This is a genomic window from Pantoea sp. M_10, from assembly GCF_008631515.1.
GTDB classification, from domain to species: domain Bacteria; phylum Pseudomonadota; class Gammaproteobacteria; order Enterobacterales; family Enterobacteriaceae; genus Pantoea; species Pantoea anthophila.
Window position 1 is genome coordinate 251006 of the sequence record NZ_VWUL01000003.1, and the last position, 26484, is coordinate 277489.

21 protein-coding genes are annotated in these 26484 nt (G+C 58.0%); 8 read left to right on the forward strand and 13 right to left on the reverse strand.

Going from position 1 to position 26484, the window contains the following annotated elements:
- Nucleotides 1-20 precede the first annotated feature (20 nt).
- From F3I47_RS11000 to pepA, 3 genes are all read right to left on the reverse strand, one after another.
- A complete protein-coding gene (locus F3I47_RS11000) occupies nt 21-2876 on the reverse strand; it encodes a valine--tRNA ligase (RefSeq protein WP_046101111.1) in 2856 nt (951 codons plus the stop codon).
- A gap of 5 nt (nt 2877-2881) precedes the next feature.
- Nucleotides 2882-3340 (reverse strand): DNA polymerase III subunit chi, encoded by a 459-nt coding sequence (locus F3I47_RS11005; protein WP_009092358.1) that lies wholly within the window; start codon nt 3338-3340, stop codon nt 2882-2884.
- 65 nt (nt 3341-3405) lie between these two features.
- Entirely contained in the window at nt 3406-4917 is a 1512-nt protein-coding gene (gene pepA, locus F3I47_RS11010; protein WP_009092357.1) for a leucyl aminopeptidase, read from the reverse strand.
- Between the two features lie 268 nt (nt 4918-5185).
- On the opposite strand from pepA, the gene lptF reads away from it, so the two are divergent.
- On the forward strand, nt 5186-6286 hold the full coding sequence (gene lptF / locus F3I47_RS11015) for an LPS export ABC transporter permease LptF (RefSeq protein ID WP_058957610.1): 1101 nt from the start codon (nt 5186-5188) through the stop codon (nt 6284-6286).
- Nucleotides 6286-7362, forward strand: coding sequence for an LPS export ABC transporter permease LptG (lptG, locus tag F3I47_RS11020; RefSeq protein ID WP_009092354.1), 1077 nt, complete (start codon nt 6286-6288; stop codon nt 7360-7362). The genes lptF and lptG overlap by 1 nt, the downstream gene beginning before the upstream one ends.
- 91 nt (nt 7363-7453) lie before the next feature.
- Here the strand turns inward: lptG and F3I47_RS11025 are convergent, their stop codons facing one another.
- The 6 genes from F3I47_RS11025 to F3I47_RS11050 form a co-directional block, all read right to left on the reverse strand.
- A complete protein-coding gene (locus F3I47_RS11025) occupies nt 7454-8566 on the reverse strand; it encodes a M20 family metallopeptidase (protein ID WP_140028894.1) in 1113 nt (370 codons plus the stop codon).
- Nucleotides 8566-9321, reverse strand: a complete 756-nt coding sequence (locus F3I47_RS11030; RefSeq protein WP_150028705.1) for a glutamine amidotransferase — start codon at nt 9319-9321, stop codon at nt 8566-8568. The genes F3I47_RS11025 and F3I47_RS11030 overlap by 1 nt, the downstream gene beginning before the upstream one ends.
- Nucleotides 9322-9333: 12 nt before the next feature.
- A complete protein-coding gene (locus F3I47_RS11035; protein WP_150028704.1) occupies nt 9334-10413 on the reverse strand; it encodes a phosphotriesterase in 1080 nt (359 codons plus the stop codon).
- 3 nt (nt 10414-10416) lie between these two features.
- Complete coding sequence (locus tag F3I47_RS11040) at nt 10417-11418, reverse strand: ABC transporter permease (protein WP_162484734.1); 1002 nt, start codon at nt 11416-11418, stop codon at nt 10417-10419.
- Nucleotides 11419-11440: 22 nt separating this feature from the next.
- Nucleotides 11441-12187, reverse strand: a complete 747-nt coding sequence (locus F3I47_RS11045; RefSeq protein WP_167428931.1) for an ATP-binding cassette domain-containing protein — start codon at nt 12185-12187, stop codon at nt 11441-11443.
- A gap of 375 nt (nt 12188-12562) precedes the next feature.
- Nucleotides 12563-13585, reverse strand: a complete 1023-nt coding sequence (locus tag F3I47_RS11050) for a LacI family DNA-binding transcriptional regulator (RefSeq protein ID WP_150028703.1) — start codon at nt 13583-13585, stop codon at nt 12563-12565.
- 323 nt (nt 13586-13908) lie between these two features.
- Here F3I47_RS11050 and F3I47_RS11055 point away from each other — a divergent pair, with 323 nt between their 5' ends.
- Complete coding sequence (locus F3I47_RS11055; protein ID WP_150028702.1) at nt 13909-14859, forward strand: substrate-binding domain-containing protein; 951 nt, start codon at nt 13909-13911, stop codon at nt 14857-14859.
- Here F3I47_RS11055 and F3I47_RS11060 read toward each other — a convergent pair.
- Nucleotides 14852-15733: a ribokinase gene (locus F3I47_RS11060; RefSeq protein ID WP_009092344.1), complete on the reverse strand. Its 882-nt coding sequence runs from the start codon at nt 15731-15733 to the stop codon at nt 14852-14854. The two genes, F3I47_RS11055 and F3I47_RS11060, sit on opposite strands and share 8 nt — an antisense overlap.
- Before the next feature lie 29 nt (nt 15734-15762).
- Between F3I47_RS11060 and F3I47_RS11065 the strand changes: the two genes are divergently transcribed.
- Nucleotides 15763-16608: a BtpA/SgcQ family protein gene (locus F3I47_RS11065; RefSeq protein ID WP_150028701.1), complete on the forward strand. Its 846-nt coding sequence runs from the start codon at nt 15763-15765 to the stop codon at nt 16606-16608.
- Nucleotides 16609-16673: 65 nt separating this feature from the next.
- Here F3I47_RS11065 and F3I47_RS11070 read toward each other — a convergent pair whose 3' ends face one another.
- A complete protein-coding gene (locus F3I47_RS11070) occupies nt 16674-17963 on the reverse strand; it encodes a DUF445 domain-containing protein (RefSeq protein ID WP_150028700.1) in 1290 nt (429 codons plus the stop codon).
- 248 nt (nt 17964-18211) lie between these two features.
- Here F3I47_RS11070 and F3I47_RS11075 point away from each other — a divergent pair, with 248 nt between their 5' ends.
- Nucleotides 18212-18706, forward strand: coding sequence for a hypothetical protein (locus F3I47_RS11075; protein WP_140028791.1), 495 nt, complete (start codon nt 18212-18214; stop codon nt 18704-18706).
- 32 nt (nt 18707-18738) lie between these two features.
- Here F3I47_RS11075 and F3I47_RS11080 read toward each other — a convergent pair whose 3' ends face one another.
- Both F3I47_RS11080 and F3I47_RS11085 read right to left on the reverse strand, forming a co-directional pair.
- Complete coding sequence (locus F3I47_RS11080; protein WP_150028699.1) at nt 18739-20241, reverse strand: helicase HerA-like C-terminal domain-containing protein; 1503 nt, start codon at nt 20239-20241, stop codon at nt 18739-18741.
- A gap of 160 nt (nt 20242-20401) precedes the next feature.
- A complete protein-coding gene (locus F3I47_RS11085; RefSeq protein ID WP_150028698.1) occupies nt 20402-21973 on the reverse strand; it encodes an ABC transporter substrate-binding protein in 1572 nt (523 codons plus the stop codon).
- A gap of 689 nt (nt 21974-22662) precedes the next feature.
- Here F3I47_RS11085 and F3I47_RS11090 point away from each other — a divergent pair.
- Genes F3I47_RS11090 through F3I47_RS11100 form a run of 3 tightly spaced genes read left to right on the forward strand, consistent with a single transcriptional unit; the run spans nt 22663 to nt 26459 of the window.
- Nucleotides 22663-23391, forward strand: a complete 729-nt coding sequence (locus F3I47_RS11090) for a gluconate 2-dehydrogenase subunit 3 family protein (protein WP_150028697.1) — start codon at nt 22663-22665, stop codon at nt 23389-23391.
- A 31-nt stretch (nt 23392-23422) separates the two neighbouring features.
- Nucleotides 23423-25192: a GMC family oxidoreductase gene (locus F3I47_RS11095; protein WP_150028696.1), complete on the forward strand. Its 1770-nt coding sequence runs from the start codon at nt 23423-23425 to the stop codon at nt 25190-25192.
- A gap of 4 nt (nt 25193-25196) precedes the next feature.
- Entirely contained in the window at nt 25197-26459 is a 1263-nt protein-coding gene (locus tag F3I47_RS11100; RefSeq protein WP_150028695.1) for a cytochrome c, read from the forward strand.
- Nucleotides 26460-26484 lie beyond the last annotated feature (25 nt).

A 26484-nucleotide genomic window follows, 5' to 3' on the forward strand; every position in this document is an offset into this window, starting at 1 on the left:
TAAGCTGTCAGCTAAGACGCTTACAATGCCGCAATGACCGCCTGCTGTTCAATCAGTTTTGCTTTTGATTGTTGCAGGTCTGCCACGCGCTCGCGCTCTTTCGCCACCACGGCTTCCGGCGCGCGTGAAACAAAGCCTTCGTTCGCCAGCTTGGTCTCGATCTTCTCGATTTCCACATCCAGCTTAACCAGCTCTTTCGCCAGACGCTCCAGCTCAGCGGTTTTGTCGACCAGATCCGCCATCGGGATCAGCAGCTCTGCGCCTTCCACAATTTTAGTGACCGAAACCGGACCTTTCTCGCCTGCCGGCAGAATGGTCAGGCTTTCCAGACGCGCCAGGCGTGACAGGAAGTTACGGTTCTCTTCAACGCGGCGCTGGGCAGCCGGTGAACAGTCACGCAGCAGCACATCCAGCGGCTTGCTCGGCGCAATGTTCATCTCCGCACGGATATTACGCACGGCAACGATAGCCTGCTTCATCCACTCGATATCGGCTTTCGCTTCCGCATCTTCCTTGGCGGCATCAAACTGCGGGAACGGCTGCAGCATGATGGTGTCATCGCTGATGTTTTTCAGGCCTTTCACGCGCTGCCAGATGGTTTCCGTAATAAACGGAATGATCGGGTGCGCCAGGCGCAGCAGCGCTTCCAGTACGTGAACCAGCGTGTGACGGGTGCCGCGCAGCTCCGCTTCACTGCCACTGTTCATGACCGGCTTGGTCAGCTCCAGATACCAGTCACAGAACTGGTTCCAGGTGAAGTCATACAGGATGTTCGCCGCGATATCGAAGCGATAGGTATCCAGCGCTTCACGGTAGGCTTTCACCGTGTGGTTGAACTCGGTCAGGATCCAGCGATCCGCCAGCGACAGCGTCATCTCGCCGCCATTCTGTCCGCAATCCTGCTCTTCGGTGTTCATCAGCACAAAGCGGCTGGCGTTCCACAGCTTGTTACAGAAGTTGCGATACCCTTCCAGGCGCTTCATGTCCCAGTTGATGTCGCGACCGGTTGAGGCCAGTGCCGCCAGCGTAAAGCGCAGCGCATCGGTGCCTGATGGCTCGATGCCGTTCGGGAACTGCTTCTCGGTACGTTTGCGGATCTTCTCGGCCAGCTGCGGCTGCATCATGTTGCCGGTACGTTTTTCCAGCAGCGCTTCCAGCGAGATGCCATCAACCATATCCAGCGGGTCAATCACGTTGCCCTTGGATTTTGACATCTTCTGACCCTCTTCATCACGGATCAGACCGGTCATGTAGACGGTTTTAAACGGCACCTGTGGTTTGCCATTTTCATCTTTGATGAAGTGCATGGTCAGCATGATCATGCGGGCAATCCAGAAGAAGATAATGTCGAAGCCGCTGACCAGCACGCTGGTCGGATGGAAGGTGCGCAGCGCTTCGGTGTTCTCCGGCCAGCCCAGGGTAGAGAAGGTCCACAGGCCTGAGGAGAACCAGGTGTCCAGCACGTCATCATCCTGACGCAGCGCCACATCGGCGGCCAGGTTATTTTCCGCGCGCACTTCGTCTTCGGTGCGGCCGACGTAGACGTTGCCGTCGTTGTCATACCACGCCGGGATGCGGTGACCCCACCACAGCTGACGGGAGATACACCAGTCCTGAATATCGCGCATCCAGGAGAAGTACATGTTTTCGTACTGCTTCGGCACGAACTGGATATCACCGTTCTCAACGGCTTCAACCGCCACTTTCGCCAGCGGGGCGGTACGCACATACCACTGGTCGGTCAGCATCGGTTCAATCACCACGCCGCCACGGTCACCGTAAGGAACGGTCAGGTCGTGGGGTTTGATCTCATCCAGCAGACCCAGTTCATCCACCGCGGCGACAATCGCTTTACGCGCGGCAAAGCGTTCCATGCCCTGGAAGGCGGCCGGGATGTCGTCGGAGCAGACATCGCTGGCTTCGCCGTTGGTGTCATACACCTGAGCGCGGTCGCGGATATCGCCGTCAAAGGTCAGGATGTTGATCATCGGTAAGCGATGACGACGGCCGACTTCGTAGTCGTTGAAGTCATGAGCCGGGGTGATTTTGACGCAGCCGGTGCCTTTTTCCATGTCCGCGTGTTCGTCGCCGACGATCGGGATCAGGCGGCCAACCAGCGGCAGCATCACGAATTTGCCGATCAGATCTTTATAGCGTGGATCTTCCGGGTTCACGGCCACGCCGGTGTCGCCCAGCAGGGTTTCCGGACGGGTGGTGGCGACGACCAGGTAATCTTTGCCGTCGGCAGTTTTAGCGCCATCCGCCAGCGGATAGCGGATATGCCACATCGAGCCTTTGCTCTCGCGGTTTTCCACTTCCAGATCGGAGATTGCGGTGCGCAGTTTCGGGTCCCAGTTCACCAGGCGTTTGCCACGGTAGATCAGGTTCTCTTTGTAGAGGCGAACAAACACCTCTTTAACGGCGTTGGAGAGGCCCTCGTCCATCGTGAAGCGCTCGCGCTCCCAGTCAACGGAGTTACCGAGGCGACGCATCTGGCGGGTAATGGTGCCGCCGGATTCCGCTTTCCACTCCCAGATTTTTTCGATGAACGCATCGCGCCCATAATCCTGGCGCGTTTTGCCCTCTTCAGCCGCAATCTTGCGCTCAACCACCATCTGCGTGGCGATGCCCGCGTGGTCCGTTCCCGCCTGCCACAGGGTATTTTTGCCCTGCATGCGCTGGTAACGGATCATGGTGTCCATGATGGTTTGCTGGAAGGCGTGACCCATGTGCAAGCTACCGGTGACGTTCGGCGGCGGGATCATGATGCAAAAGCTTTCCTGGCTGGTGTCGCCATTCGGTTTGAAGTAGCCCTGCTTTTCCCAGTGCTCGTAAAGCGGCTGCTCGATATCTTGCGGGTTATATGTCTTTTCCATTTCTGCTATGTCGTTTGCGGCTGTGGTGGCGCTGCCGTATTCAATTGGAAACCCACGCTGCGATACGCTTTGTAGCGGTCGCGCGCGAGTTGTTTGAGAGCGTCTTCGTAAGGAACGAAGTCTATCACTTCATGGAAAGCAGTAGCAAAATCTGCGAAGTGGGGCAGCAGGCTAATCAGCAGGTCGCGCGGTGAACTGCCGCGACGCTGTGGCCAGGCCAGCTCAACCGGCGCACCGTAGCGCGGGCCTTCACCCGCCAGGTTGTGCGGCACGAAGGCATTGGCCGGTCGTTGCCACAGCGCTTCGTCGAGACGAATGGCTTGCTGTTCATCTTCGCAGGCAATCAGCACCCGCTTTCCGGCCCGCCAGCGTGTTTCCGCCAGATTGCACACCAGCGCTTCAACAGCGCTCAGGCCATCCTGGGTGGCATCGGTTTCCAGCACGTAGAAGGTTGCGTTTTTCATCGGTTTGCTCATCAGAAGATCAAGGGCGGAATCAGATCCGCCCTTGCTGTCAGAAAAGAGGGCGCTTAATCGTCGCCGTTCAATCCTGCCCGATTCAACAGAAACTGTGACAGCATCGGCACCGGACGACCGGTGGCGCCTTTGGCCTTGCCGGAGCGCCAGGCGGTTCCGGCGATATCCAGGTGCGCCCAGTTATATTTGCGGGCGAAACGCGCCAGGAAGCAGGCGGCGGTGATCGCGCCGCCCGGACGGCCTCCAATGTTGCCCATATCGGCAAAGTTGGACTCCAGCTGCTCCTGGAACTCATCCGCCATCGGCAGACGCCAGGCGCGATCGCCGGACTGTTCGGACGCGCTGATCAGCTCATGCGCCAGCGGATTGTGGTTCGACAGCAGGCCGCTGATGTGATGGCCCAGCGCAATCACGCAGGCACCGGTCAGCGTCGCGACGTCGATCACCACTTCCGGGTCGAAACGCTCGACGTAAGTCAGTGCATCACAGAGTACCAGACGGCCTTCAGCGTCGGTGTTCAGCACTTCGACCGTCTGGCCTGACATGGTGGTCAGCACATCTCCCGGACGCATCGAACGGCCATCCGGCATGTTTTCACAGCCCGCCAGCACGCCGACCACGTTCAGCGGCAGGTTCAGCTCGGCCACCATACGCATGACGCCATAGACCGCGGCGGCGCCGCACATGTCATACTTCATCTCATCCATGCTGTCGGCAGGCTTGATGGAGATGCCGCCGGAGTCAAAGGTCAGCCCTTTACCCACCAGCACAATCGGGCGCGCTTCAGCGTCCGGATTGCCTTTGTATTCAATGACCGACATCAGCGACTCATTCTGCGACCCGGCGCCGACGGCGAGATAGGCGTTCATGCCCAGCTCTTTCATCTGCTGTTCGCCGATCACGCGGGTGGTCACATTTTTGCTGAAGGCATCGGCCAGCTGGCGCGCCTGTGACGCCAGATAGGCGGCGTTACAGATGTTAGGCGGCATGTTGCCGAGATCTTTCGCCGCTTTCATACCGGCGGCAACCGCCAGCCCGTGCTGGATCGCCCGCTCGCCGCTGGTCAGCTCGCGACGGGTCGGCACGTTGAACACCAGCTTGCGCAGCGGACGACGTGGCTCGGCTTTGTTGCTCTTCAGCTGATCAAAGTTGTAGAGCGCCTCTTTTGAGGTTTCCACCGCCTGACGCACTTTCCAGTAGGTATTGCGTCCTTTGACATGCAGCTCGGTCAGGAAGCAGACCGCCTCCATGGAGCCGGTATCGTTCAGCGTATTGATGGTTTTCTGAATGACCTGCTTGTACTGGCGTTCGTCCAGTTCACGCTCTTTCCCGCAGCCAATCAGCAGAATACGCTCAGACAGGATATTTGGCACATGATGCAGCAGCAGTGTCTGGCCCACTTTTCCTTCCAGCTCGCCGCGGCGCAGCAGGGCACTGATGTAACCGTCACTGATTTTATCCAGCTGTTCGGCAATCGGTGACAGACGACGCGGTTCGAAAACGCCAACGACAATGCAGGCACTGCGTTGTTTTTCCGGGCTTCCGCTTTTTACACTGAACTCCATGCACTCTCCTGAATCTTAAAGACAACGGCCGCTGCTGCCGCTAGAATGTAGCGCGCTCATGACCCATTTATTCATTGTCGCAGCATGACATTCTGCCGCTGGAGGTCATAATGAATCAGGGTGACAAGATGTTGTTTTTTCACCACCCGGACGCGTTTTTCATACAATTTTAGCTACGACGACGGCCATTGATGAAGAAAAATGGCTGATAAGCGTTGAAACTAGCGATTTTCCTGCAAAAAGACAAGTTTTCACAGGCGTACTAAGCGTGATCATCATTAGATATCTGGTTCGGGAAACGCTCAAAAGCCAGCTGGCTATCCTGTTTATCCTGCTACTCATCTTCTTTTGCCAGAAGTTAGTCAGGATCCTGGGAGCCGCGGTGGATGGCGAAGTGCCGACAAACCTGGTTCTGACACTGTTAGGACTCGGCGTGCCTGAAATGGCACAACTTATACTGCCCTTAAGTCTGTTTCTGGCGATCCTGATGACGCTGGGACGGCTTTACACGGAAAGTGAAATTACCGTGATGCACGCCTGCGGCCTGAGCAAGGCCGTGCTGGTTAAAGCAGCGATGGTATTGATGCTGTTTACCTCGCTGGTGGCGGCGGTGAACGTTATCTGGCTCGGCCCCTGGTCATCCCGTTATCAGGATGAAGTAACGCAGAACGCCAAAGCGAACCCGGGAGCCGCGGCGATGGCCGCTGGCCAGTTCCAGACCTCCAGCGACGGCAGCGCCGTGCTGTTTGTCGAGGATGTAAAGGGCAACCAGTTCGGTAACGTTTTCCTGGCGCAGCTGCGGCCTAAAGGCAATGCGCGTCCGTCGGTGGTGCTGGCTGACAGCGGCCACATGGAGCAGCGTAAAGATGGTTCGCAGGTGGTGACGCTGGATAAGGGTACCCGCTTTGAGGGCACGGCCCTGCTGCGTGACTTCCGCATTACCGACTTCACCAACTATCAGGCGATTGTGGGCTATAAGGCGGCGACGCTCGATCCGAATGATGCAGAGCAGTCGAGTTTTACCGGTCTGTTCAGCAACAACACGCCTGAGTTTAAGGCCGAGCTGCACTGGCGTCTGACGCTGGTGTTCGCGGTGCTGGTGATGGCGCTGATGGTGGTGCCGCTCAGCGTGGTGAACCCCCGTCAGGGACGCGTGCTGTCGATGCTGCCCGCGATGCTGCTCTATCTGATCTTCTTCCTGCTGCAGAGTTCGCTGAAGTCGAGCGGAGCAAAAGGCCGGCTCGATCCGGGTGTATGGATGTGGGTGGTGAATATCAGCTATCTGCTGCTGGCGATAGTGCTTAACCTGTGGGATACGGTGCCGATGCGTCGGGTTCGCGCCCGCTTTACACGCGGAGGGTCAGTCTGATGTTTCGCGTTCTTGACCGTTATATCGGTAAAACGATTTTCAATACGATAATGCTGACGCTGTTCATGCTGGTGTCGCTTTCCGGCATCATCAAGTTCGTCGATCAGCTGCGTAAGACCGGGCAGGGGAGCTACAGCGCGCTGAGCGCCGGCTATTACACCCTGCTGAGCGTGCCCAAAGATATTGAGATTTTCTTCCCGATGGCGGCCCTGCTGGGTGCTCTGCTGGGACTGGGCGCGCTGGCGCAGCGCAGTGAGCTGGTGGTGATGCAGGCGGCGGGCTTTACCCGCATGCAGGTGGCGCTGTCGGTGATGAAAACGGCGATTCCGCTGGTGCTGCTGACCATGGCGATCGGGGAATTTGTGGCGCCGTCAGGCGAGCAGATGGCGCGTAACTACCGGGCGCAGCAGCTTTACGGCGGCGCACTGGTGTCGACGCAGAATGGTCTGTGGGCAAAGGATGGCAACAACTTCATCTTTATTGAGCGCATTAAAGGCGACAATGAGATTGACGGCGTCAGCATCTATAACTTTACCGATCAGCGCCGTTTACAGAGCGTGCGTTATGCGGCGACGGCGACCTGGGATAAAGACAAAAAGCGCTGGATACTGTCACAGGTCGATGAGTCGAACCTGACCGATCCGAAGCAGATTACCGGCTCACAGAGTCTGAGCGGCGAGTGGAAAACCAATCTGACGCCCGACAAGCTGGGCGTGGTGGCGCTCGACCCGGATGCGTTATCGATTCGCGGTCTGTATAACTACAGTAAGTATCTGAAGCAGAGCGGCCAGGAGTCAGGACGATACCGGCTGAATATGTGGAGCAAGATTTTCCAGCCGCTGTCGGTGGCGGTGATGATGCTGATGGCGCTGTCGTTTATTTTCGGTCCGCTGCGCAGCGTGTCGATGGGGGTACGGGTCGTGACCGGTATCAGCTTCGGCTTCCTGTTCTACGTGCTGGATCAGATTTTCGGCCCGCTGAGTCTGGTTTACGGACTGCCGCCGGTGCTGGGGGCGATCCTGCCAAGCTTCGCGTTCTTTGCGATCAGTATGTTTATGCTGATTAAGCGGCGCTAAGCACCGTGAATGAAAAAAGGCCGCGCAAGCGGCCTTTTTTATGGCGGGCGTCGTGCGCCCCTTTATTCGGCCAGCCGTCTGAGGCACCCCTCTATGACCTCATCCAGTCGTTAATCAACGCACCATACAACAGCTCCGCTTCCGCTAACCGGCTCAGCAGGCAATATTCATCGGTCTGGTGTGCCATGGATGGCTCGCCGGGACCAAGGATAATGCAGGGCGGCGTACCCAGTGCGGGTAACAACAGTGACGCATCAGTAAAGTAGGGCACAATGCGCGGCGTCAGCGGAGCGTCATGTAACGCCTGACAATGCTGATAAACAGAATGAATCCAGGCCTGATTCTCTTCGCTCAGTACGGCCGGCAGATCCACCAGCGTCGTCACCGTTACGCTCTCTCCCAGTAAGGTTGTCAGTTGCTGTCGAATGGTGGCGTGCTGCAGATTGGGTGCGCTGCGGATATCCACATCAAATTGGGTGCGATCGGGTACAGAGTTAATGTTCAGGCCGCCTGAAATGCGTCCGACGTTAACGGTCGGCTGCTTCATCAGCGGATGTGGCGCGCCAGGCGAGAAGTGCTGGATCCTGCCCAGAGCCTCCGCCGCCAGATAAATGGCATTAATGCCCAGTTCCGGCATCGCGCCATGGGCCGTTTTCCCGCGCGTTTCACAGCGTAGCCAGAGTGCGCCTTTGTGGCCGATAACCGGATAGTTGGCGGTGGGCTCGCCGACAATCAATGCGCCGACATCGGGCAGGTCAGCGGCAGCAATCAGCGCCCGCGCGCCGTCACAGCCCGTCTCCTCCCCGCCGGTGATCATCAGCACGACGCCGGAACCCTGCTGAATCGCCTGCTGATGCGTCACGCAGGCCACAGCAAAAGCCGCGACAGCCGCCTTCATGTCACTCGAACCGCGACCGTAAAGCCGGTCATCCACGATTTCACCAAACGGATCGAACTGCCAGTCAGCATTGCCGAGCGGGACCGTATCCAGATGGCCGGTAAACGCCAGCTGCGGGCCGGGCTGACGGCCAGGAAGGCGGGCAATCAGGTTAAGGCGATTTTCACCGAAGGGGGACAGGGTGACCTCAAAGCCCCGTTCCGCCAGCCACTCTGCCAGAAAGTGCATGCAGGCCGCTTCGTTGCCCGGAGGATTAATGGTGTCAAAGCGCAACAGCTGCTGCGCCAGCGTCTGGCTCTGGCTCATCATCCGCGCACCGTTAACCAGTCCAGGCAGTTGATCCACAGCTGGCGGTAACCCGGCCACTGAGCAAACTCCTGCGGCAGCCAGTGCGCAGACATATCGCTGGTCCAGACCAGTGAGCGACCCTGCTGATACTCGCGCACCGCCAGCAGCGGATGTGAGGTGCCGGCGATGGTCGCCAGCAGTTTACCTTCCGGGTGCATCTCCACTTCGTTATAGCCCAGTAGCCATGGCCAGTCGTCTGGCATACCGGCGAACAGCGCGTGAGATTCGGTCACGCAGGGATAAACGCCTTCGGGCGTTTCGATGCGGTCATCCCAGGCCAGGCAGCGCACCGGCAGGACTTTCTCGACCGCCGTGTTGCGATAGCGCGCGCCGCCATTGATACCCTGAAAACTGAAGTAACCGCCAATCATCATCAGCGCGCCGCCCGCCGCCACATAGTCGTGGATCAGCGTCAGGCGATTTGCCGTGCGCTGGCTCTTCAGCCAGGTATCCGGGTGCAGCAGCAACGTATTGGCGCCGATGTCGGACAGAATGATCGCATCCCACTGCTGAAGCCCGTCCGGGGTTAAAGGAAATTCGGTGGCGGCAGCATGGGCGGGCATGTAGGTGATGGCATAATCGCTGTCGGCCAGCGCCGCCATAAAGTCGGTCGCGCCATTATGCCAGGTGGCGGTGGCAAACTGATCGAAGCCTTTGACGTGAACAGACGTGCTGGTCCAGGACTCGCCGACCAGTAAAATTTTCTTCTGCATTCAGGTTCTCCCTTACCCACCAAAAACGCGCTGTGGGTTAGCAATCAGTAAGGTTTCAAGTTGTTCGCCGCTGACGCCGTGGCGTTTCAGGCGCGGGACAAAATGTTTAAGGATGTAGCCATAGCCGTGACCGCCGTAGCGGGTCAGCATGGTTTTCAGGAACACGTCCTGCGACAGCAAAATCTGTTCGATAAAGCCGTCATCGATCAGCTCGCGAATGGCGCGGGCATTCTCCTCATCGGACGGTGACTGCGCGGTCTCATCGGCGTAGTAATAGCTCATGCCGATCATGTCATATTCCAGAAAGGCACCGCGCTGTGCCAGATCGCGCTGGTAGCGCTTATCGGCAAAGCTGGGGTTCATGTGGCACAGCACCACATGACGCAGGTCAGCGCCTTCTTCTTCCAGGATATCCAGCACCCGATGACCTAAGCGCTCCCAGCCGGGCAGATGCACCTCAACCGGCACCCGTGTCGCGGCACTGGCGCGGCCCGCCGCCCGCAGGGATTTCTCCTCGTCAGGGGTAAAGCGGCTGGACACACCGATTTCGCCGATCAGGCCAGCCAGCACCTCGGGTTTCTCCTCTCTGCCGCCCAGGTCGAAAATCAGCCTGTCAGCGAGCGCGTCGATGCTGATCGTTTTGACCCAGTCGGGATGTGAGGGCTCCAGATACAGCCCGGTGCTCATGATGATGTTCAGCCCGGTCAGGCGCGCGATGCGCTGCAGCGCTTTCGGGTCACGGCCAATGCCGATATTGGTGGGATCCACCACCGTCTCGCCGCCCAGTGCCCGGAACTTCATCAGCTCTTCAATCGCCAGATCCACATCAAACAGCTGACAGTTATCGCGGCTGATCAGCGGATTAAGCGACAGCTCGCCCAGGTTTTCGATGCTGACCGGCATTTCCGCCAGGTGACGCTCGCCACAGCAGCAGGGCGGTACCCACTTGCCGGAGGCATCCAGCAGAATGTGCTCGTGCATCAGCGTCACGCCCATCTCACTCACCGGCAGCGGGCCAAGGACGGTCATCACATAGCCGCTGTTGCTGCCCAGCGGCAGCGGATCGGGATGACGAAAAATAGAGTGTTTCATCAGCTATCCTTTCGCCGCCGATCGCGTCGGGTTGAGAATGCGGGTGTTAAGCCAGATGGCCAGCAGAATAATCGTACCGGTGGCGATCTGCGTGTAAAACGGGGAGATATGCGACAGAATCAGGCCGTTCTGGATGATGGCAATCGACAGCGCGCCGAGCAGCGTGCCGATAACGGTTCCGAAGCCGCCAAACAGGCTGGTACTGCCCAGCACCACCGCCGCGATCACCTGCAACTCGAAGCCTTCGCCCTGGTTGGAGGAGCCGCTGCCCAGACGCGCGGTGATGATCATGCCCGCCAGCGCCGCCGCCATACCGCTGAGGATGTAGACCTTCATGGTTACGGCTTTGGTGTTAATACCGCTCCGGCGCGCGCCTTCCGCATTCGCGCCAATCGCCGTGACATAGCGCCCAAAACGCATATGATTCAGTGCGATATGGCCAACGATCAGCGCCACGATGCCTATCAGCGCGGGCATCGGCACGCCCAGTACCCAAGCGCGGCCCATTAAAGCGAACGGGCTGTCGGCAGGGATGGGAATGGAGTAGCCCTGGGTAATCAGCAGCGCCACGCCGCGCACCACCGCCAGCGTCGCCAGCGTGACGATAAAGGCCGGAATGCCTTCGTAAGCGATAAAGAAGCCGTTAATGGCCCCCACCAGCGCGCCCAGCAGCAAGCCGCCCAGCAACACCACCGGCCAGGGCAGGCCCCAGTTATTCAGCGCGATAGCGGAGAGGGCGCCGACCAGCGCCAGCGTCGATCCTACGGAAAGATCGATCCCGCCCGTGGTGATCACCAGGGTCATCGCCGTGGCGACAATCAGCAGCGGCGCGCTCTGGCGAATGATATTCAGCCAGTTAGCACTGCTGAGGAAGTTGCCGGTGATCAGGGAAAACACCACGCAGCAGAACACGAAAAACAGCGCGATGCTCACCACGCCAGAGTGGTTGTGCAGCAGACGACGCGGCAGCGAGTGCTGTGTCATACGGGAACTGCTCAGATTCATAATAGTCATCCTGTTACCTCGCTCAGTGCGCGGCGGCCGAGCGGGCGACAAACTTCTCACCCACGATCAAATTGACGATCTCGGTCAGATCCGTTTCGGCCACGCGGCGCTCCGCCACATTGGTGCCTTCGTACATCACCATGATGCGATCGCACACCAGGAAGAGATCCTGTAAGCGATGGGTGATCAGGATGACGCTCACGCCCCGCGCCGACACCCGGCGGATCAGCTCCAGCACCGCTTCCACTTCGGCGACCGCCAGCGCGGCGGTGGGTTCATCCATAATCAGTACCTTGGGATCGAAGGCGGCAGCGCGTGCAATGGCAATCGCCTGGCGCTGCCCGCCGGATAAGTTGCGTACCAGCAGCCGGGTATCCGGGATAGAAATCCCCAGGCCTTTCAGCATTTCCCGCGCGTCAGTGTGCATTTTTTCTTCGTCCAGAAACGGGATGCCGAAAATGGACTTCATCGGTTCACGTCCCATAAACAGGTTGCCTGCCACATCGACGGTGTCGCACAGCGACAGGTCCTGATACACCATCTCGATATGGCAGCGGCGCGAATCCGCCGGGTTAGAGAAATGCTGCTCTTCACCATCAATACGAATCGTGCCGCTGGTCGGGACGACCGCACCTGACAGCACCTTGGTCAGCGTGGATTTTCCCGCGCCGTTGTCGCCCACCAGACCCAGCACTTCACCCGGAGCCAGTTGCAGGTTGACGCCCTGCAGAGACCGGATCGCGCCATAGGTCTTGGTAATATTCACCATCTCTACCCGTGTCAGGGCAGTGTGTGCCTGCTGCATATGATTACTCCCATCACCACTAACGGGACCGTTACTCTGCATGTAAAAAGGGGCTATCCGGCACGGTTTACGCCCTTGTAAACCGGTTTACCTGCAGGATAAACCCTTTGTCACAACACACAGAACAACACGCTACACGATATTTGTTTGCCGGGTGAGACAGTGCAGCTTCCGTGCCAGTCTGTGACCAGGCGTGGCACTTATGGTCTAACTCACTGTAATACAGCACATTTGCCGTTTGACTTCAGGTAAACCGGTTTACTGAACAGAAACCGGCTAAATGAAGGTGCTCACTTTTTGCGCCAGTGTTGTGCGCTTTTGCGCCATTCTGGGTCGTGGTTAACGGATCCGTATCGAGTCGCGCGCCACCCATTCAACCTGCAGGCGGGTTTCGGCGGGGACGGGGAGGTCATCATTCAGGATACGCAACATGATCTCTACGGCCGTGCGGCCCAGTTCACGTGCGGGCTGGCGGATGGTGGATATACGGGGCTGGGTGAAGTCAGCATAGGTGGCGTCATCAAAGCCTACCAGGGACAGCGCGTCGGGCGCGTTGAGTCCGCGCGCGCGCAGGCCATCCATCAATCCCAGTACCAGAAAATCGCTGGCGGCAAAGACGGCGGTCGGGCGCTCTGCGCGGCTGAACAGCTGATCCAGCGCCTGTTTACCGAACTCACGCTGGTATTCGCCGTACATCACCCATTCGGGCGGGACACGCAGGCCAGCCTGCTCCATTGCGGTGCAGAACCCCTGGTAGCGTTCGCGTACACTCATCAGTTCCGCCGGGCCGCCGACAAAGGCGATATCCTGATGACCCGCAGCAATCAGATTTTCGGTAGCCATCCGGCCACCCTGAACGTTGTCGGCAAACACTTTGGGCACGACGCTGCCAGGGATGTCCTCATCCAGCAGCACGATGCGCTGGTGGCGGTTAATCTCTTTGCGTAACAGACCGTTATCAGGATGGTTGGTGGTAAACAGCAGGCCATCCACCTGGCAGGTATCCAGCCAGCGGATAAACTGACTCTCTTTGTCCGGATGGTTGCGGGTAATACAGAGCACCAGGCTGTAGCCATGGGCAGAGGCGGCTTCTTCGGCGGCATCTGCCAGTTCGGCAAAGAAGGGATTGGTAATATCGGGCAGCACCAGCCCCAGGGTTTCGCTGCCGCCCTTGCTCAGGCGACGCGCCAGGCTGTTACCGCGATAATCCAGCTGACGAATCGCCGCTTCAATGCGGTCAATCGTCTCCTGCGGCAGCATAATGCTTTGATTCATATAGCGGGATACGGTCGCTTTAGAGAGCCCGGCCAGCGCTGCCACATCCGATAATAGCACCCGTTTTTTACTCATATCACCTGCCATCTTGCCCGGAATCGGCTATCAGTAACACAGTTACGCGCAGCGGAGACAGCTTTTCCATGCCCGCTGACGATAAAATAATCGCTTGACAAAATTTAGCCAGAAGCGAATGTTAAAGGCAGTTTACCGCACGACCCGGGAGTCACTCCCAAACCCGATTAATTCCTTTCACACGTGCACCATAATGGACGGTGTGCAGAAAGTCGATTATTCAGGTTCTGGCTGAAGCAGCCATTCAGACGATATTTGCCCGCCAACACTATTCCCTCTGCATTTTAATGCGGAGATCGACTGGTTATCGCTCATTCCCGACGAGGAATTTTAAGATGATGGCATTTAACACCAGAAAACTGCGTGCTGTTGCGCTGGCAACCGGCTTACTGTCTGCGGGTTCATTATTTTCACTGGCAAAAGCCGCCCCCACTTATGCGCTGGTTCAGATCAATCAGCAGGCCCTTTTTTTTAATCAGATGAATAATGGCGCCCAGGAAGCAGCGAAAGCCAGCGGTAAAAATTTAGTGATCTTTAACGCTAACGATAATCCAGTGTCTCAAAACGACGCCATTGAAACCTATATTCAGCAGGGTGTGAAGGGCATTATGGTGGACGCGATTGACGTCAACGGCATTATGCCAGCGATTAAAGAAGCGGCCGCCGCCCGAATACCGGTTATTGCCATTGATGCGGTATTACCGGCGGGACCACAGGCGGCACAGGTGGGCGTGGATAACCTGGAAGGCGGCAAAATTATTGGTCACTATTTTGTCGACTACGTGGCGAAAAATATGGGCGGCAAAGCGCGACTGGGCATTGTGGGTGCGCTGAATTCGGCCGTACAGAACCAGCGTCAGAAGGGGTTTGAAGAAACCATCAAAAGCAATCCGGGCATCACCGTCGCGGATGTGGTTGATGGCCAGAACGTGCAGGATACGGCGATGACGGCGGCAGAAAACCTGATCACCGGCAACCCGGATTTAACCGCTATCTACGCGACCGGCGAGCCGGCACTGCTGGGCGCGATTGCGGCGGTGGAAAACCAGGGCCGCCAGAAAGAGATCAAAGTCTTTGGCTGGGATCTGACATCCAAAGCCATCAGCGGGATTGATGGCGGTTATGTCACGGCTGTCCTGCAACAGGATCCGAAAAAGATGGGTGAAGAGGCGGTAAAAGCCCTGAACGCGATTACCGCAGGCAAAACCGTGTCGAAAACCATTCTGGTTCCGGCCACGGTGGTGACCAAAGCCAACGTGGACAGTTATCGCGCAATGTTTAAATAACCGCTGGCTCGCCGCCTGACTGGAGCAGCGCGGCGAGTTCCTCTGCGGTGGGGAAGGCCTGACGTGTCCCGTGACGGCTGACAGTCAGCGCCGCAGCCTGACTGGCATGCGTCAGTGCTAATGCATCAATTTCCCCCCCGCGCCGGATCGCGGAAGCCAGCATCACGGCAAGAAAGGTATCGCCTGCGCCGGTGGTATCTGTGGCATTAACGGGTTGCGCCGGACAAAACGTTCGCTGGTCGCCCTGCGTCAGCCAGGCGCCCGCACTGCCCAGTGTGGTCACTAACGTTTTCACTGCGCGGGGCTGCAGCTGCTGCGCTTCGTGCTGATTGACCACGGCGATATCGACCAGCGACCAGCATGAGGCAAAAGCGGCGTGCACGGGTGAGGGGTTAAATACGGTTATCAGGCCGCAGGATTTGGCCAGGCTGAACAGCGCATGGGTTTTTTCGGGCGAGAAATTGCCCTGCTGCACCAGCAGATCGCCCGGACGCGCGCTGGCCAGATGGTGGCTAAGCGTAGTGATATCCAGCGCATCTGCCGCCGATGTACTGGTAATAATGGCGTTATCGCCATCGGCGCTGTGCAGAATAAGCGAGGTGTCGCTCAACGCGGTCATGGGCTGCGTGGGCAGTAACGTCACGGGCTCGTTCATGAGCTGCTGACGGATCCATTTTCCTTTGCTGTCATGACCGGTCGCGGCAATTAAACAGGTTTCAATGCCGCAACGGGATAACACTATCGCCTGATTCGCGCCTTTTCCGCCGATATCCTGCGATCGCTGATAACCGTGAACAGAGGCGCCCTTAGCCGGAATATCGGTAACAGACCAGGTTTCATCGACAGTAATATTTCCAGCCACATAAACACGCATAGTGTTTTCCCGAACAGGATAAAGAAGCGATGGTTGCTATATCAGCAGGAAAAATTGATGCAATACAAGCGATATTTTCACGCCCTAAAGCGATTATTGGCGTCATTCACTGTGACCCCTTCCCGGGTTCGCCAAAATATCGGGGCAAACCTGTCAGCGCGATAATTGATCGCGCATTACGCGATGCGGAAAATTATATTGCTGGCGGGGTTCACGGCCTGATTGTGGAAAATCATGGCGATATTCCTTTTTCAAAACCTGAGGATATTGGCCCGGAAACGCCGGCGCTGATGGCGGTGATTACGGAAAAAGTGCGGGAGCGTTTCGGCGTGCCGCTGGGCATTAACGTGCTGGCGAATGCCGCGCTGCCTGCCTTTGCCACCGCGCTGGCGGGCGGGGCGGATTTTATCCGCGTCAATCAGTGGGCGAATGCTTATATCGCCAACGAAGGCTTTATTGAAGGGGCTGCCGCGAAAGCGCTGCGCTACCGTAGCCAGCTGCGTGCCGAACATATCCGGGTATTCGCCGACAGCCATGTTAAACACGGCAGCCACGCGATAGTGGCCGATCGCTCCATTCGGGAACTGACCCGCGATGTCGACTTCTTCGAAGCGGATGCGGTTATCGCCACCGGACAACGCACCGGCGACAGCGCCACGCTGGAGGAAATCGACGAGATCCGCGCTGCCACCACCTTACCGCTGCTGGTGGGGTCGGGCGTGACGCCCGCCAACGTCTGCCAGATTCTGGCGCGCACGCAGGCCGTGATTGTGGCCAGTGCGCTCAAAGTCGATGGCGTCTGGTGGAACGATGTGGATCGGGAGAGGGTAAAAGCCTTTATGGCGGTCGCGCAGCCTGCGCTGGAGCAGCCATAACCGCCCATTATTGCCTGACGCAGAGAACAAAAAACCCCGCAGGGAGGCGAGGTTTTTTGGTTACGTCAGCCCAGCCAGCCTTTCACCACCGGCAGTACGGCGGGAAGCTGCGACAGCAGGTAGAGGATCAGCCCGATGGTGCCGCCCACCAGCGTCCCGTTGATGCGGATAAACTGCAGATCCTTACCGATGTTCAGCTCTATCTGCTGCGACATATCCCGCGCATCCCAGCTTTTCACCGTGTCGCTGATATGGCGCGTCAGGAAGCGGGCAAACTCCGGCGCGACGCTGCGGGCGGCCTGCTCCAGGTGCTGATTCATTGAGTCGCGCAGCGCCGGGTCGGCGGCCAGGGTTTCGCCCAGCCAGCGTGCCGCATCGCCTATTTTCGCCTGCACGCGCGACTCTTCGCTGCTGAAATCCGCCTTGAGCCAGTTACGCATATCATTCCAGAGCTCGCCGATGTAGCGGTTGAAGGAGGCATCCTCTTTCAGCCAGCCTTTGATCTCGTCGGCGCGGGCCGCCATTTCCGGGTCGCTCTGCAGCTTCACGATGAGCTTCTCAACCGCCCGGTTAAAGCCCAGCCGCAGCTCATGGCCTTGATCCAGCGCCACATCATCCAGCAGCGAATCCACCGCGTTCGCCACCAGTTCTGCGCTGTGCTCGCCCAGCCACTCGGTCGGCAGCATTTTCGCCTTGATGGGATGCTCGCGCTTCAGCCAGCGCACCAGCTGGTTAGCGATAAATTCCCGGGTGGTGGGTTTGTGCAGCAGCTTCAGCAGCTGGTCGATTGCCGCGTCCAGCAGCGCCTGGTGACGATTGTTCTTCGTCAGGCTCTCCAGCACCAGGGCACTGGTCTGGCTGAGATCGACTTTGTCGATAGCGCGATGCACCGCACGACGCATAAAGGTCTGGATGCGGGTGTCATCGGTCAGATCCAGGAAGCCGCGCATCACCTGCAGCAGATGGCGACCCACGCGGTCGGCGTTACCTGGCGCATTGAGCCACTGCGCCAGCAGGGTGGAGGGATCGTAGCGGCGGATCAGATTCAGCAGCGAATCGGTATCCAGAAACTTCTCCTGCACAAAGCGCCCCAGATTCTCACCGATGCGATCTTTGTTGCGCGGAATAATGGCCGTATGACGGGCAATAAACGGCACCGGCACGCGGCGAAACAGCGCCACCACCGCAAACCAGTCGGCCAGTGCGCCGACCATCGCGGCTTCCGCTATGGCTTTGAGGCCGCTGACGTAAAAGCTGGGCGGCAGAAACAGTGTGACAATAAAGGTGAGGGCGGCCAGCAGCAGCAGCGAGAGCGCCAGGCGTTTGGTCCGTTTGAGTTCGTGTTGTTTATCCATATCCTGATCTTAGCAGTTTGCCTGCTTAACAGGTCAACGTTCTCCTCTCCCGGTCGAAAAGTGCAGTTAAGTCTGGCACGGATTAATGCGGTCTTAACCGAGTGGGCGAGGCGCTGACCAGACTGTTCCTAAAAACTAATCACCTTAAAAATTACCACTCTGATAAACAGTTACGGCGGTGTACATTCCGGAGGCAGTCTCCTTACGTTGACACACCCTATCCATGGAACCAGACCAGGAGAATTCACGTGAAAGCAATCGCAACGGCAACCGCCAGTCTGTTGATGTTAATGAGTGGTATCGGCGCGCATGCAGAAGGGCTAACCACCTCTGCTGATGGAAAAAATCTGACCGTCAGCTTCGGCAAGCCCACCATTAAGCAGGTCCTGCATTACCGTAAAATGTACGACAAAAAACCCTTTCCCGATGCCGAAATTTATTACTACGACAACGGCACTTATAAAATCATCTCGCAGGGTGAAAACCATTACGGCGTCTACGTGATGCAGGGCAGTTTCGATGATGAGACCTTCACGGTGCGCTTTATCTCGCTGCCCTCCAGCGACTGGGGTAACAAGACCGCCTTCCATCAGCTGACCTTTGTGCGTGGCGATAAGCAGAATGTGTTTATCCAGAACGCGATTGTCGATACCGGCGAAGCGATTGCCCAGCAGAACGGCACCTACACGCAGGAAAAGAACAGTGTCACCAACCCGGTCTCCACCCACTGGAAACATCAGTAGCGTTAAGGTGGCAGCCCGGCTGCCACCCACCTTTAGCGGCGACGACCGCCAAACAGGCTGCCCAGCACGCCGCGAATGATCTGGTGAGTAATCTGACGCCCGGCGCTCTTCGCCATGGTCTGCACCACACCATCCCGCTTGCCGCCGCGCGGACCGGTGCTGCCAAACAGGATCTCTTTTAATCCCCCCAGAATCCCGTCATCGACCGCCACCGCGTTGCCTTTGGCTTCAGGCGCATTGGCCTTGTCACTGGCGGCCTGCACGCCCTGTTGCAGCCGTTCATAAGCCGATTCCCGATCGATTTCCGTGTCATATTTGCCATACAGCGGCGAATGGTTGATCAGACCGTTGCGCTCATCGCCTGTCACCGGCCCCATGCGTGAACCAGGCGCAATCACCATGGCGCGCTCGACGACCGACGGACTGCCTTTGGCATCCAGGAAGGAGATGAGTGCTTCGCCGGTGCCGAGCGCCTGAATGGCCTCTGCACTGTCAAAAGCCGGATTGGCGCGCAGCGTCTCTGCGGCGGTTTTTACCGCCTTCTGATCTTTGGGGGTGAAAGCGCGCAGGGCGTGCTGTACGCGGTTGCCAAGCTGGCCCAGCACCCGATCCGGGATATCCGCCGGGTTCTGGGTCACAAACCAGACGCCGACCCCTTTGGAGCGGATCAGACGCATCACCTGTTCGATCTTCTCCAGCAGCACCGGCGGCGCGTCGGTAAACAGCAGGTGCGCCTCATCAAAGAAGAAGACCAGCTTAGGCTTATCCAGATCGCCCGCTTCCGGCAGACGCTCATACAGCTCTGACAGCAGCCACAGCAGGCTGGTGGCATAGAGTTTCGGCATCTGGTAGAGCTTTTCAGCGGAGAGGATGTTAATGACGCCTTTACCGTTGCTGTCGACACGCATCCAGTCGGCGATATCCAGCATCGGTTCGCCAAAGAAGTGCTCTGCACCCTGTTGCTCCAGCGTCAGCAGACCGCGCTGAATCGCGCCGATCGAGGCGCTGTTGATATTGCCATACTGGGTCTGGAAGCTCTTCGCGTTGTCACCGATGTACTGGGTCATGGCGCGCAGATCTTTGAAGTCCAGCAGCAGCAGGCCCTGATCATCGGCGATGCGGAAGATAATCTGCAGAACGCCGCTCTGCACCTCATTAAGGTTCAGCAGGCGCGCCAGCAGCAGCGGGCCGAGATCGGAGACGGTTGCCCGCACCGGATGGCCTTTCTCGCCGAAGATATCCCACAGCACCACCGGATTGCTCTGCGGCTGCCAGTCGGTGACGCCGATCTTCGCCAGTCTCTCCTGAAGCTTTTCGCCGGACTGACCGGCCATCGCCACGCCGGTTAAATCGCCTTTCACGTCGGCCATAAAGACCGGCACGCCGCTGGCGGAGAAGGATTCGGCCAGCTTCTGCAGCGTGACGGTTTTACCGGTGCCGGTTGCGCCGGTGATTAAGCCGTGGCGGTTCGCCATTTGCGGTAACAGATGGAGTTCGACGTCAGGCGTCCGGGCAATCAGTAGCGGAGATGTCATGATTTTCCTCTCTCGGGCAACGGGTTATGCCTGAAGGATAGCAAGCGAAGGGCAGGGAAGAGGAGAACAATTCGTCAAAAGCGAGGCCGTTGCGCTGTCCTGCAACGGCCTCGCTTTTACTGTCGTCATTTCAGGCAGGCTGCCATCCCTGCCGGGTTTTCTACTTCTGCACCTCTTCAAAATTGAGCAGGCTGACGCCGATACCCTGCTGCAGGCTCTTAAGGTTGCTGCGCACGGCGACCTGGGTTGCGCCCTGCAGCAGCAGAACAAACGGCGAATCCTGCTGGACGCGGGTCTGCAGGGCCGTGTAAAGGCTGCGACGTTTTGCTGCGTCACTCTCTTCGGCGGCAGCGCGGGTCTGCGCGCTGAGTTCAGGGATTGTCCAGCCGACGCGCCAGGCCAGGGTTTTGCCGCCGCCGGGTACGTTATAAGCAAAGGCGCTGGCGTTGGTGTTGGGATCGATGTAGTCCGCGCCCCAGTAGGAGAAGATCGCCTGGAAGTCACGGCTGCGCATTTTGCTCCACAGCTCAGATTCCGCCACCGGCTGGAGATCGAGTTGCACATCCGCTTTAGCGAAGCTCGCCTGCAGTGCCTGTGCCACGTCGATATAAGGCGGCTGATTGACCACCGTCAGCGCGATATGCGTGCCCGGTTTAATGCCGCCTTTCTGCAGAATTTCCTGTGCCTTTTTCAGATCGTAGTGAAACGGCGTGGTATCCAGGGTGCCGTCAAACCCGTCCGGCAGGAAGCTCTGGTGAATACGGTACTGACCTTTCAGCAGCTGGTTCGCCAGGCTCTCATAGTCCACCAGCCAGCGCGCCGCCTGCCACAGCGCCGGATTGCCCAGCGCCGGTTGCTGCGGACTTTGGGTGTTAAAGCCGAGGTAGTAAACCAGGCTCGACGGGAAGGCCTCGACGCGCACGCCCGCCCTGTTCTTCAGCGCGGCGATCTGGTCCGGGCCGAGCTGATAGGCGACATCCACATCTCCCTGCTGGATCAGCAGCCGGCGGCTGCCCGGATCGGCCACCCCTTTCAGCAGAACGCGCTTCAGATGCGGTTTTTGGGTGCTATAGGGATTGGCCTCCAGAACCAGCGCCTGCAGCGGCACAAACTGCCTGATGGCGTAGGCGGCGCTGCCTGCCGAGTGCACTTTCAGCCAGCCGTTGCCGTAGTCATTGTTACTGGCGTGCTGCCGGACCAGCCTGCTGTCGACAATCGAGGCGACCGGCGCGGTCAGCAGGCGCAGCGCCAGGTCGCGGCCAATCTCCGCCGGCCAGCGCAGCTCAAGCTGGTGGTCGCTGATCACCGTGAACTGCTGGTCGATATTTTCTGGCGTCCAGCCAAACTCGCCCAGAATAAAAGAGGGTGCTTTATTCAGCTTCACCGCGCGGGTTAAGGAGAACACCACATCCTGAGCGGTCAGCGGATTACCGCTGGCGAAGCGGGCCTGGGGATTAAGATCAAACACCAGACTGTGCGGTGTTTTGCCCGCCTGCCAGCGGGTCGCGGCCAGCGGGGAGAGCTGCTGTGGATGGTGATGATCCGGCTCCAGCAGCATCTGGTAGATATTGCGCAGGCTGCTGTTGCTGACCGTTTCGAAACTTTCCGCCGGGTCAAAACTGATGATCCCATCCAGCGGAACGGCCACCACCAGGGTATCGGCGGGAGTGGCGGCGTGTGCGGAATGAACCAGAGTCAGCGCCGTTAACAGGGACAAAAGCGTTTTTCGCATAGAGGGTTATCCTGAGTCGGTAATAGCTCTACTCTAGCGGGCGTCCGATAATCTCAAAATGCCGGTTTGTTCTGAGCTTTGCACAAATATTCGCGTCAGGTTCAGACGGACAGGAAGGCGAATATAATGGCGGGTTGTGATTATTTCTTTAAGACTCTTTTCGCTCCGGAAATATTATTCCTGCTCACCGAAGCAAAAGCCCATTATCTGTAACTGACGACCTGAAAAAAGCGGCCTGTTTAAAGCGTGGCGTGCAGAAAAGGCAGCGAACAGGGAAGCGTAATTCTTTTATCGATCAATGAGCGTGATAATGACAATATGAAAATATCTCGCCGCACGCCTGCTGGATAATGGCTAATTAACCGATTTTCATCGGTTTTTCTTGCCGTTTCCCCTTCCGATTACGCTTTTTTCTGCCCATTAATGCGGTTCCGCCTGATAATAGTATTCTGCTGAGACACACCTTAAATTTTATTTTTACATTTGGACACATTTATATCCCTAAGATTGTCAGGTCTTTAACCGATATATTTTCTTTGTCACCGATAGATAATTCTACCCGCCCTTAACCGTTCTGCCGTCGTCTGTGCCGTGTGCGTGAATACCGGCGGGGAATACCCCTCTGCGCATCGCCTTTCAGCGGCATCAGCGATTAAGAGGGGTATTCAGCAGATGAGAGTCGTGCGGATATGCTTTTAGAAAAACCCACCACCAGGCGTAAATTTTTGCTCGGTTCACTGCTGGCGCTGCCATTAAGTGAGCTGGTGTTAAAGGGCATCACGGCGGCACAGGCGGCAGAGATGGCGGCCCCCGAGTTGGCCGATTACAGGCCGATCTTTTTCAGTGCCGACGAGTGGCAGTTCATCCTGGCGGCCACCGATCGTCTGATCCCGGCAGGCGGCAAAGGCAAAGCGCCGGGCGCGCTGGAAACCAATGTGCCGATCTTTATCGATCAGCAGCTGTACAGCGAAGCCTTCGGCAGTGAGATCTACCTGCAGGGGCCTTTCAATACCCAGGCTCCCGCGACGCTGGGCTATCAGATCCCGTTCCGTCCCCAGCAGATCTACCAGACCGGCATAAAGCTGCTCAATCAGTGGTGCCATGACACCCATCAGAAAGCGTTTGCTGCGCTGACGCTGGAGGAGAAGGATGCGGTGCTGACGCAGGTGAATAAAAACCAGATCGACTTTGCCGCGCTGGGCGAAGCCGATCTCAGACCGTCACATTTCTTCAGCCAGCTGCTTTCCGATACCAAACATGGCTATCTGGCCGACCCGATGTATGGCGGCAATAAAGGGATGAAAGCCTGGATCGCCATCGGCTTCCCCGGCGCGCGTGCCAGCTTCACCGAGTGGGTCAAACAGCACAACGTGTCTTATCCGCTCGGCCCGGTCAGCATCAAAGGTGAACGCGCCTGAGGCGCTTCCACATCAGGTAAACAGGATTATCATGGCACAGGTTACTAAAAAAGAAGTCGACGTCGTGGTCTGCGGCCTCGGCTGGGCAGGCTCACTGATGAGTATTGAGCTGGCGCTGGCAGGATTGGAGGTACGCGCCCTGGAGCGCGGCGGCGATCGCGATTATGACGAGTTCGCCTATCCGAAACCGGCAGATGAATATGCCTATGCGGTGCGCAACAAAGTGTTCGCCACCCCGGCAGAAGTGGCGGTCACCGTGCGCTACAACAGCAGCCAGACCGCACTGCCTACCCGTAAATGGGGCGCATTTGCACCGGGCACCGGCGTCGGCGGCGCAGGGATGCACTGGACGGCGGTACTGATCCGTCCCACCCCGACCGATATCAAGCTCAAAACCTATGTCGACGAGGCGTACAAGCCCGGCATTCTGCAGGAAGATATGCGGGTCATGGACTTCCCCTTCAGCTGGGAAGAGATCGAGCCGTACTACTACAAATTCGAGCTGATCTGCGGCCAGTCGGGCAACACCGGCAACCTGCGCGGCGAAATCCTGCCGGGCGGCGATCCGTTTGAAGGGCCACGTTCTGAACCTTATCCGCTGCCCGCGCTGGAAGACACGCTGAACAATGTCATGTTCAAAGAGGCGGCGCAAAAACTCGGTTATCACCCGTTCCCGAACCCGTCGGCCTGTGTCTCGCGGGCGTGGAAAAATCCCTACGGCAACCAGATCGCTCCCTGCAACTACTGCGGCTACTGCAGCAAATATCCCTGCCTGAACTACTCCAAAGCGTCGCCGCAGACGGCGGTGATGGACGCGCTGAAGCGTATGCCGAACTTCTCTTATGAAGTGCACGCGGAAGTGATTAAGGTGGTGCTGAACGATGATAAGAAAACCGCCAAAGGGGTGATCTACATCGATGCGCAGGGCAATGAGTGCTTCCAGCCGGCGAAAATCGTCGTGCTGAGCAGCTTCCAGCTCTACAACGTGCGTCTGATGCTGCTCTCCGGCATCGGCAAGCCGTACAACCCGATAACCGAAGAGGGCGTGGTCGGCCGTAACTACGCCTTCCTGTCGAACGGCGGCGCGACCCTGTTCTTCAAAGATAAAAACTTTAACCCCTACGCCACCGCAGGCGCGACCGGGCAGATGTTTAACGATATCTCGCCAGGCAACTTCGATGGCCCCGGACTGGGCTTCCTTGGCGGCGCGAAGATCCACAGTTCACAGGCGACCGGCACGCCCATCAGCACCGCGCTGCCAAAAGGCACGCCCTCCTGGGGCATGGGCTACAAGGAAGGCTTGGAGGAGTGGTACGGTCATTCGATGAAGATCAGTATCACCACCACCTGTCAGTCCTACCGCGATATCTATCTGGATCTCGATCCGAACTACAACGATCACCGCGGGCTGCCGCTACTGCGTATGACCTTCAACTGGAAAGAGAATGAGCTGAAGCTGCAACAGCATCTGAAAGGGATCGTCGGCAATATCGCTAAAGAGCTGAACCCCGACAGCATGAGCATGAGCTTCCTGCCGATGGGCGCGGATTTCGATATCACCAAATATGTCTCGACCCACAATGTGGGCGGGGCGGTGATGGGCGATAACCCGAAAACCTCGGCGCTGAACAAATACCTGCAGAGCTGGGACGTGCATAACGTCTTTGTGCCGGGCGGCAACGCCTTCCCGCAGAACTTCCAGGCGAACCCGACCGACACCATCGGTGCGATTACCCTGATGGCCGCACAGGCGATCAAAGATCACTACCTGAAAAATCCCGGCCCACTGGTACAGGCATAAGCGCATGAATAAGCTGAAACTTAACTCTTTTATCGTCACCAACGCGCTGCTGCTGGGCAGCCTCTCTGCGCTGCCAGTTCACGCCGACGATGAAGCACAACTGATAAAGCAGGGCGAATACCTTTCCCGGCTCGGTGACTGCATGGCGTGCCACTCGCTGCCGGGCAAGCCTGACTATGCGGGCGGACTGGCGATTACCTCGAACCTCGGCACCATCTTCTCCACCAATATCACGCCCGATAAGCAACACGGCATCGGTAACTACAGCGAGCAGCAGTTTGCTGACGCGGTGCGTAAAGGCATCCTGCCGGACGGCTCCCGTCTCTATCCGGCGATGCCTTATCCCGATTACGCCAGAATCAGTGATGACGATATCCACGCGCTCTACGTCTACTTTATGAAGGGCGTAAAGCCGAGCGCAGCGCAGCCACCGGAAACGGATCTGAGCTTCCCGTTCAGCCAGCGCTGGGGCATGCGTTTCTGGAACTGGGCGTTCACGTCCGATAAACCGTTCCGGCCAATCGGTGGCGCATCAGCCGACGTTAACCGCGGTGCCTATATCGTGGAGATCCTGGGGCACTGCGGCAGCTGCCATACGCCGCGCGGCCTGGGCATGAACGAGAAAGCCCTCGACAGCGGTGACGATCAATTCCTGGCAGGTGGCAGCCTGAACCACTGGGCAGTGCCGTCGCTGCGTGGCCTGCCGCACTGGAGCCAGCAGGAAATTGTGGATTACCTGCAGACCGGGCGTAACGATAAGGCGGCGGTGGGCGGCGAGATGACCTCTGTGATTGAGCACAGCAGTTCGCACATGACCGACGCCGATCTCAACGCCATCGCCGCTTACCTGAAGTTCCTGGGCGGCAATCCGCCCCTGCAGGCGTATGACGTGCAGGCGCAGCAGGCAACGGAAGCGAAACTTACCGCGGCGAAAAACCTCAGCGAAGGTGAGCGTCTCTATCTGGATAACTGCGGTGCCTGTCACTTCGTGACCGGCAAAGGCGCGCCGGGCGTCTTCCCGGAACTGGATCAGGCGACGATCGTCAACGCCAGCGACCCCACCGGTCTGATCCATACGATCCTGGCGGGCGCACAGCAACCCTCTGTCGCTAAGGCCCCGTCAAAACTGGCGATGCCTGGCTTTGCCGGACGGCTGAGTGATGATGAAGTGGCGCAGCTGGCGACCTTTATTCGTCAGGGCTGGAGCAACAGCGCGCCAGCCGTGAGTAAAGATCAGGTGGCTGAGGTGCGTAAAACGCTGAAGTAACGAAGAAGGGCTTCCCCTCGGCCGG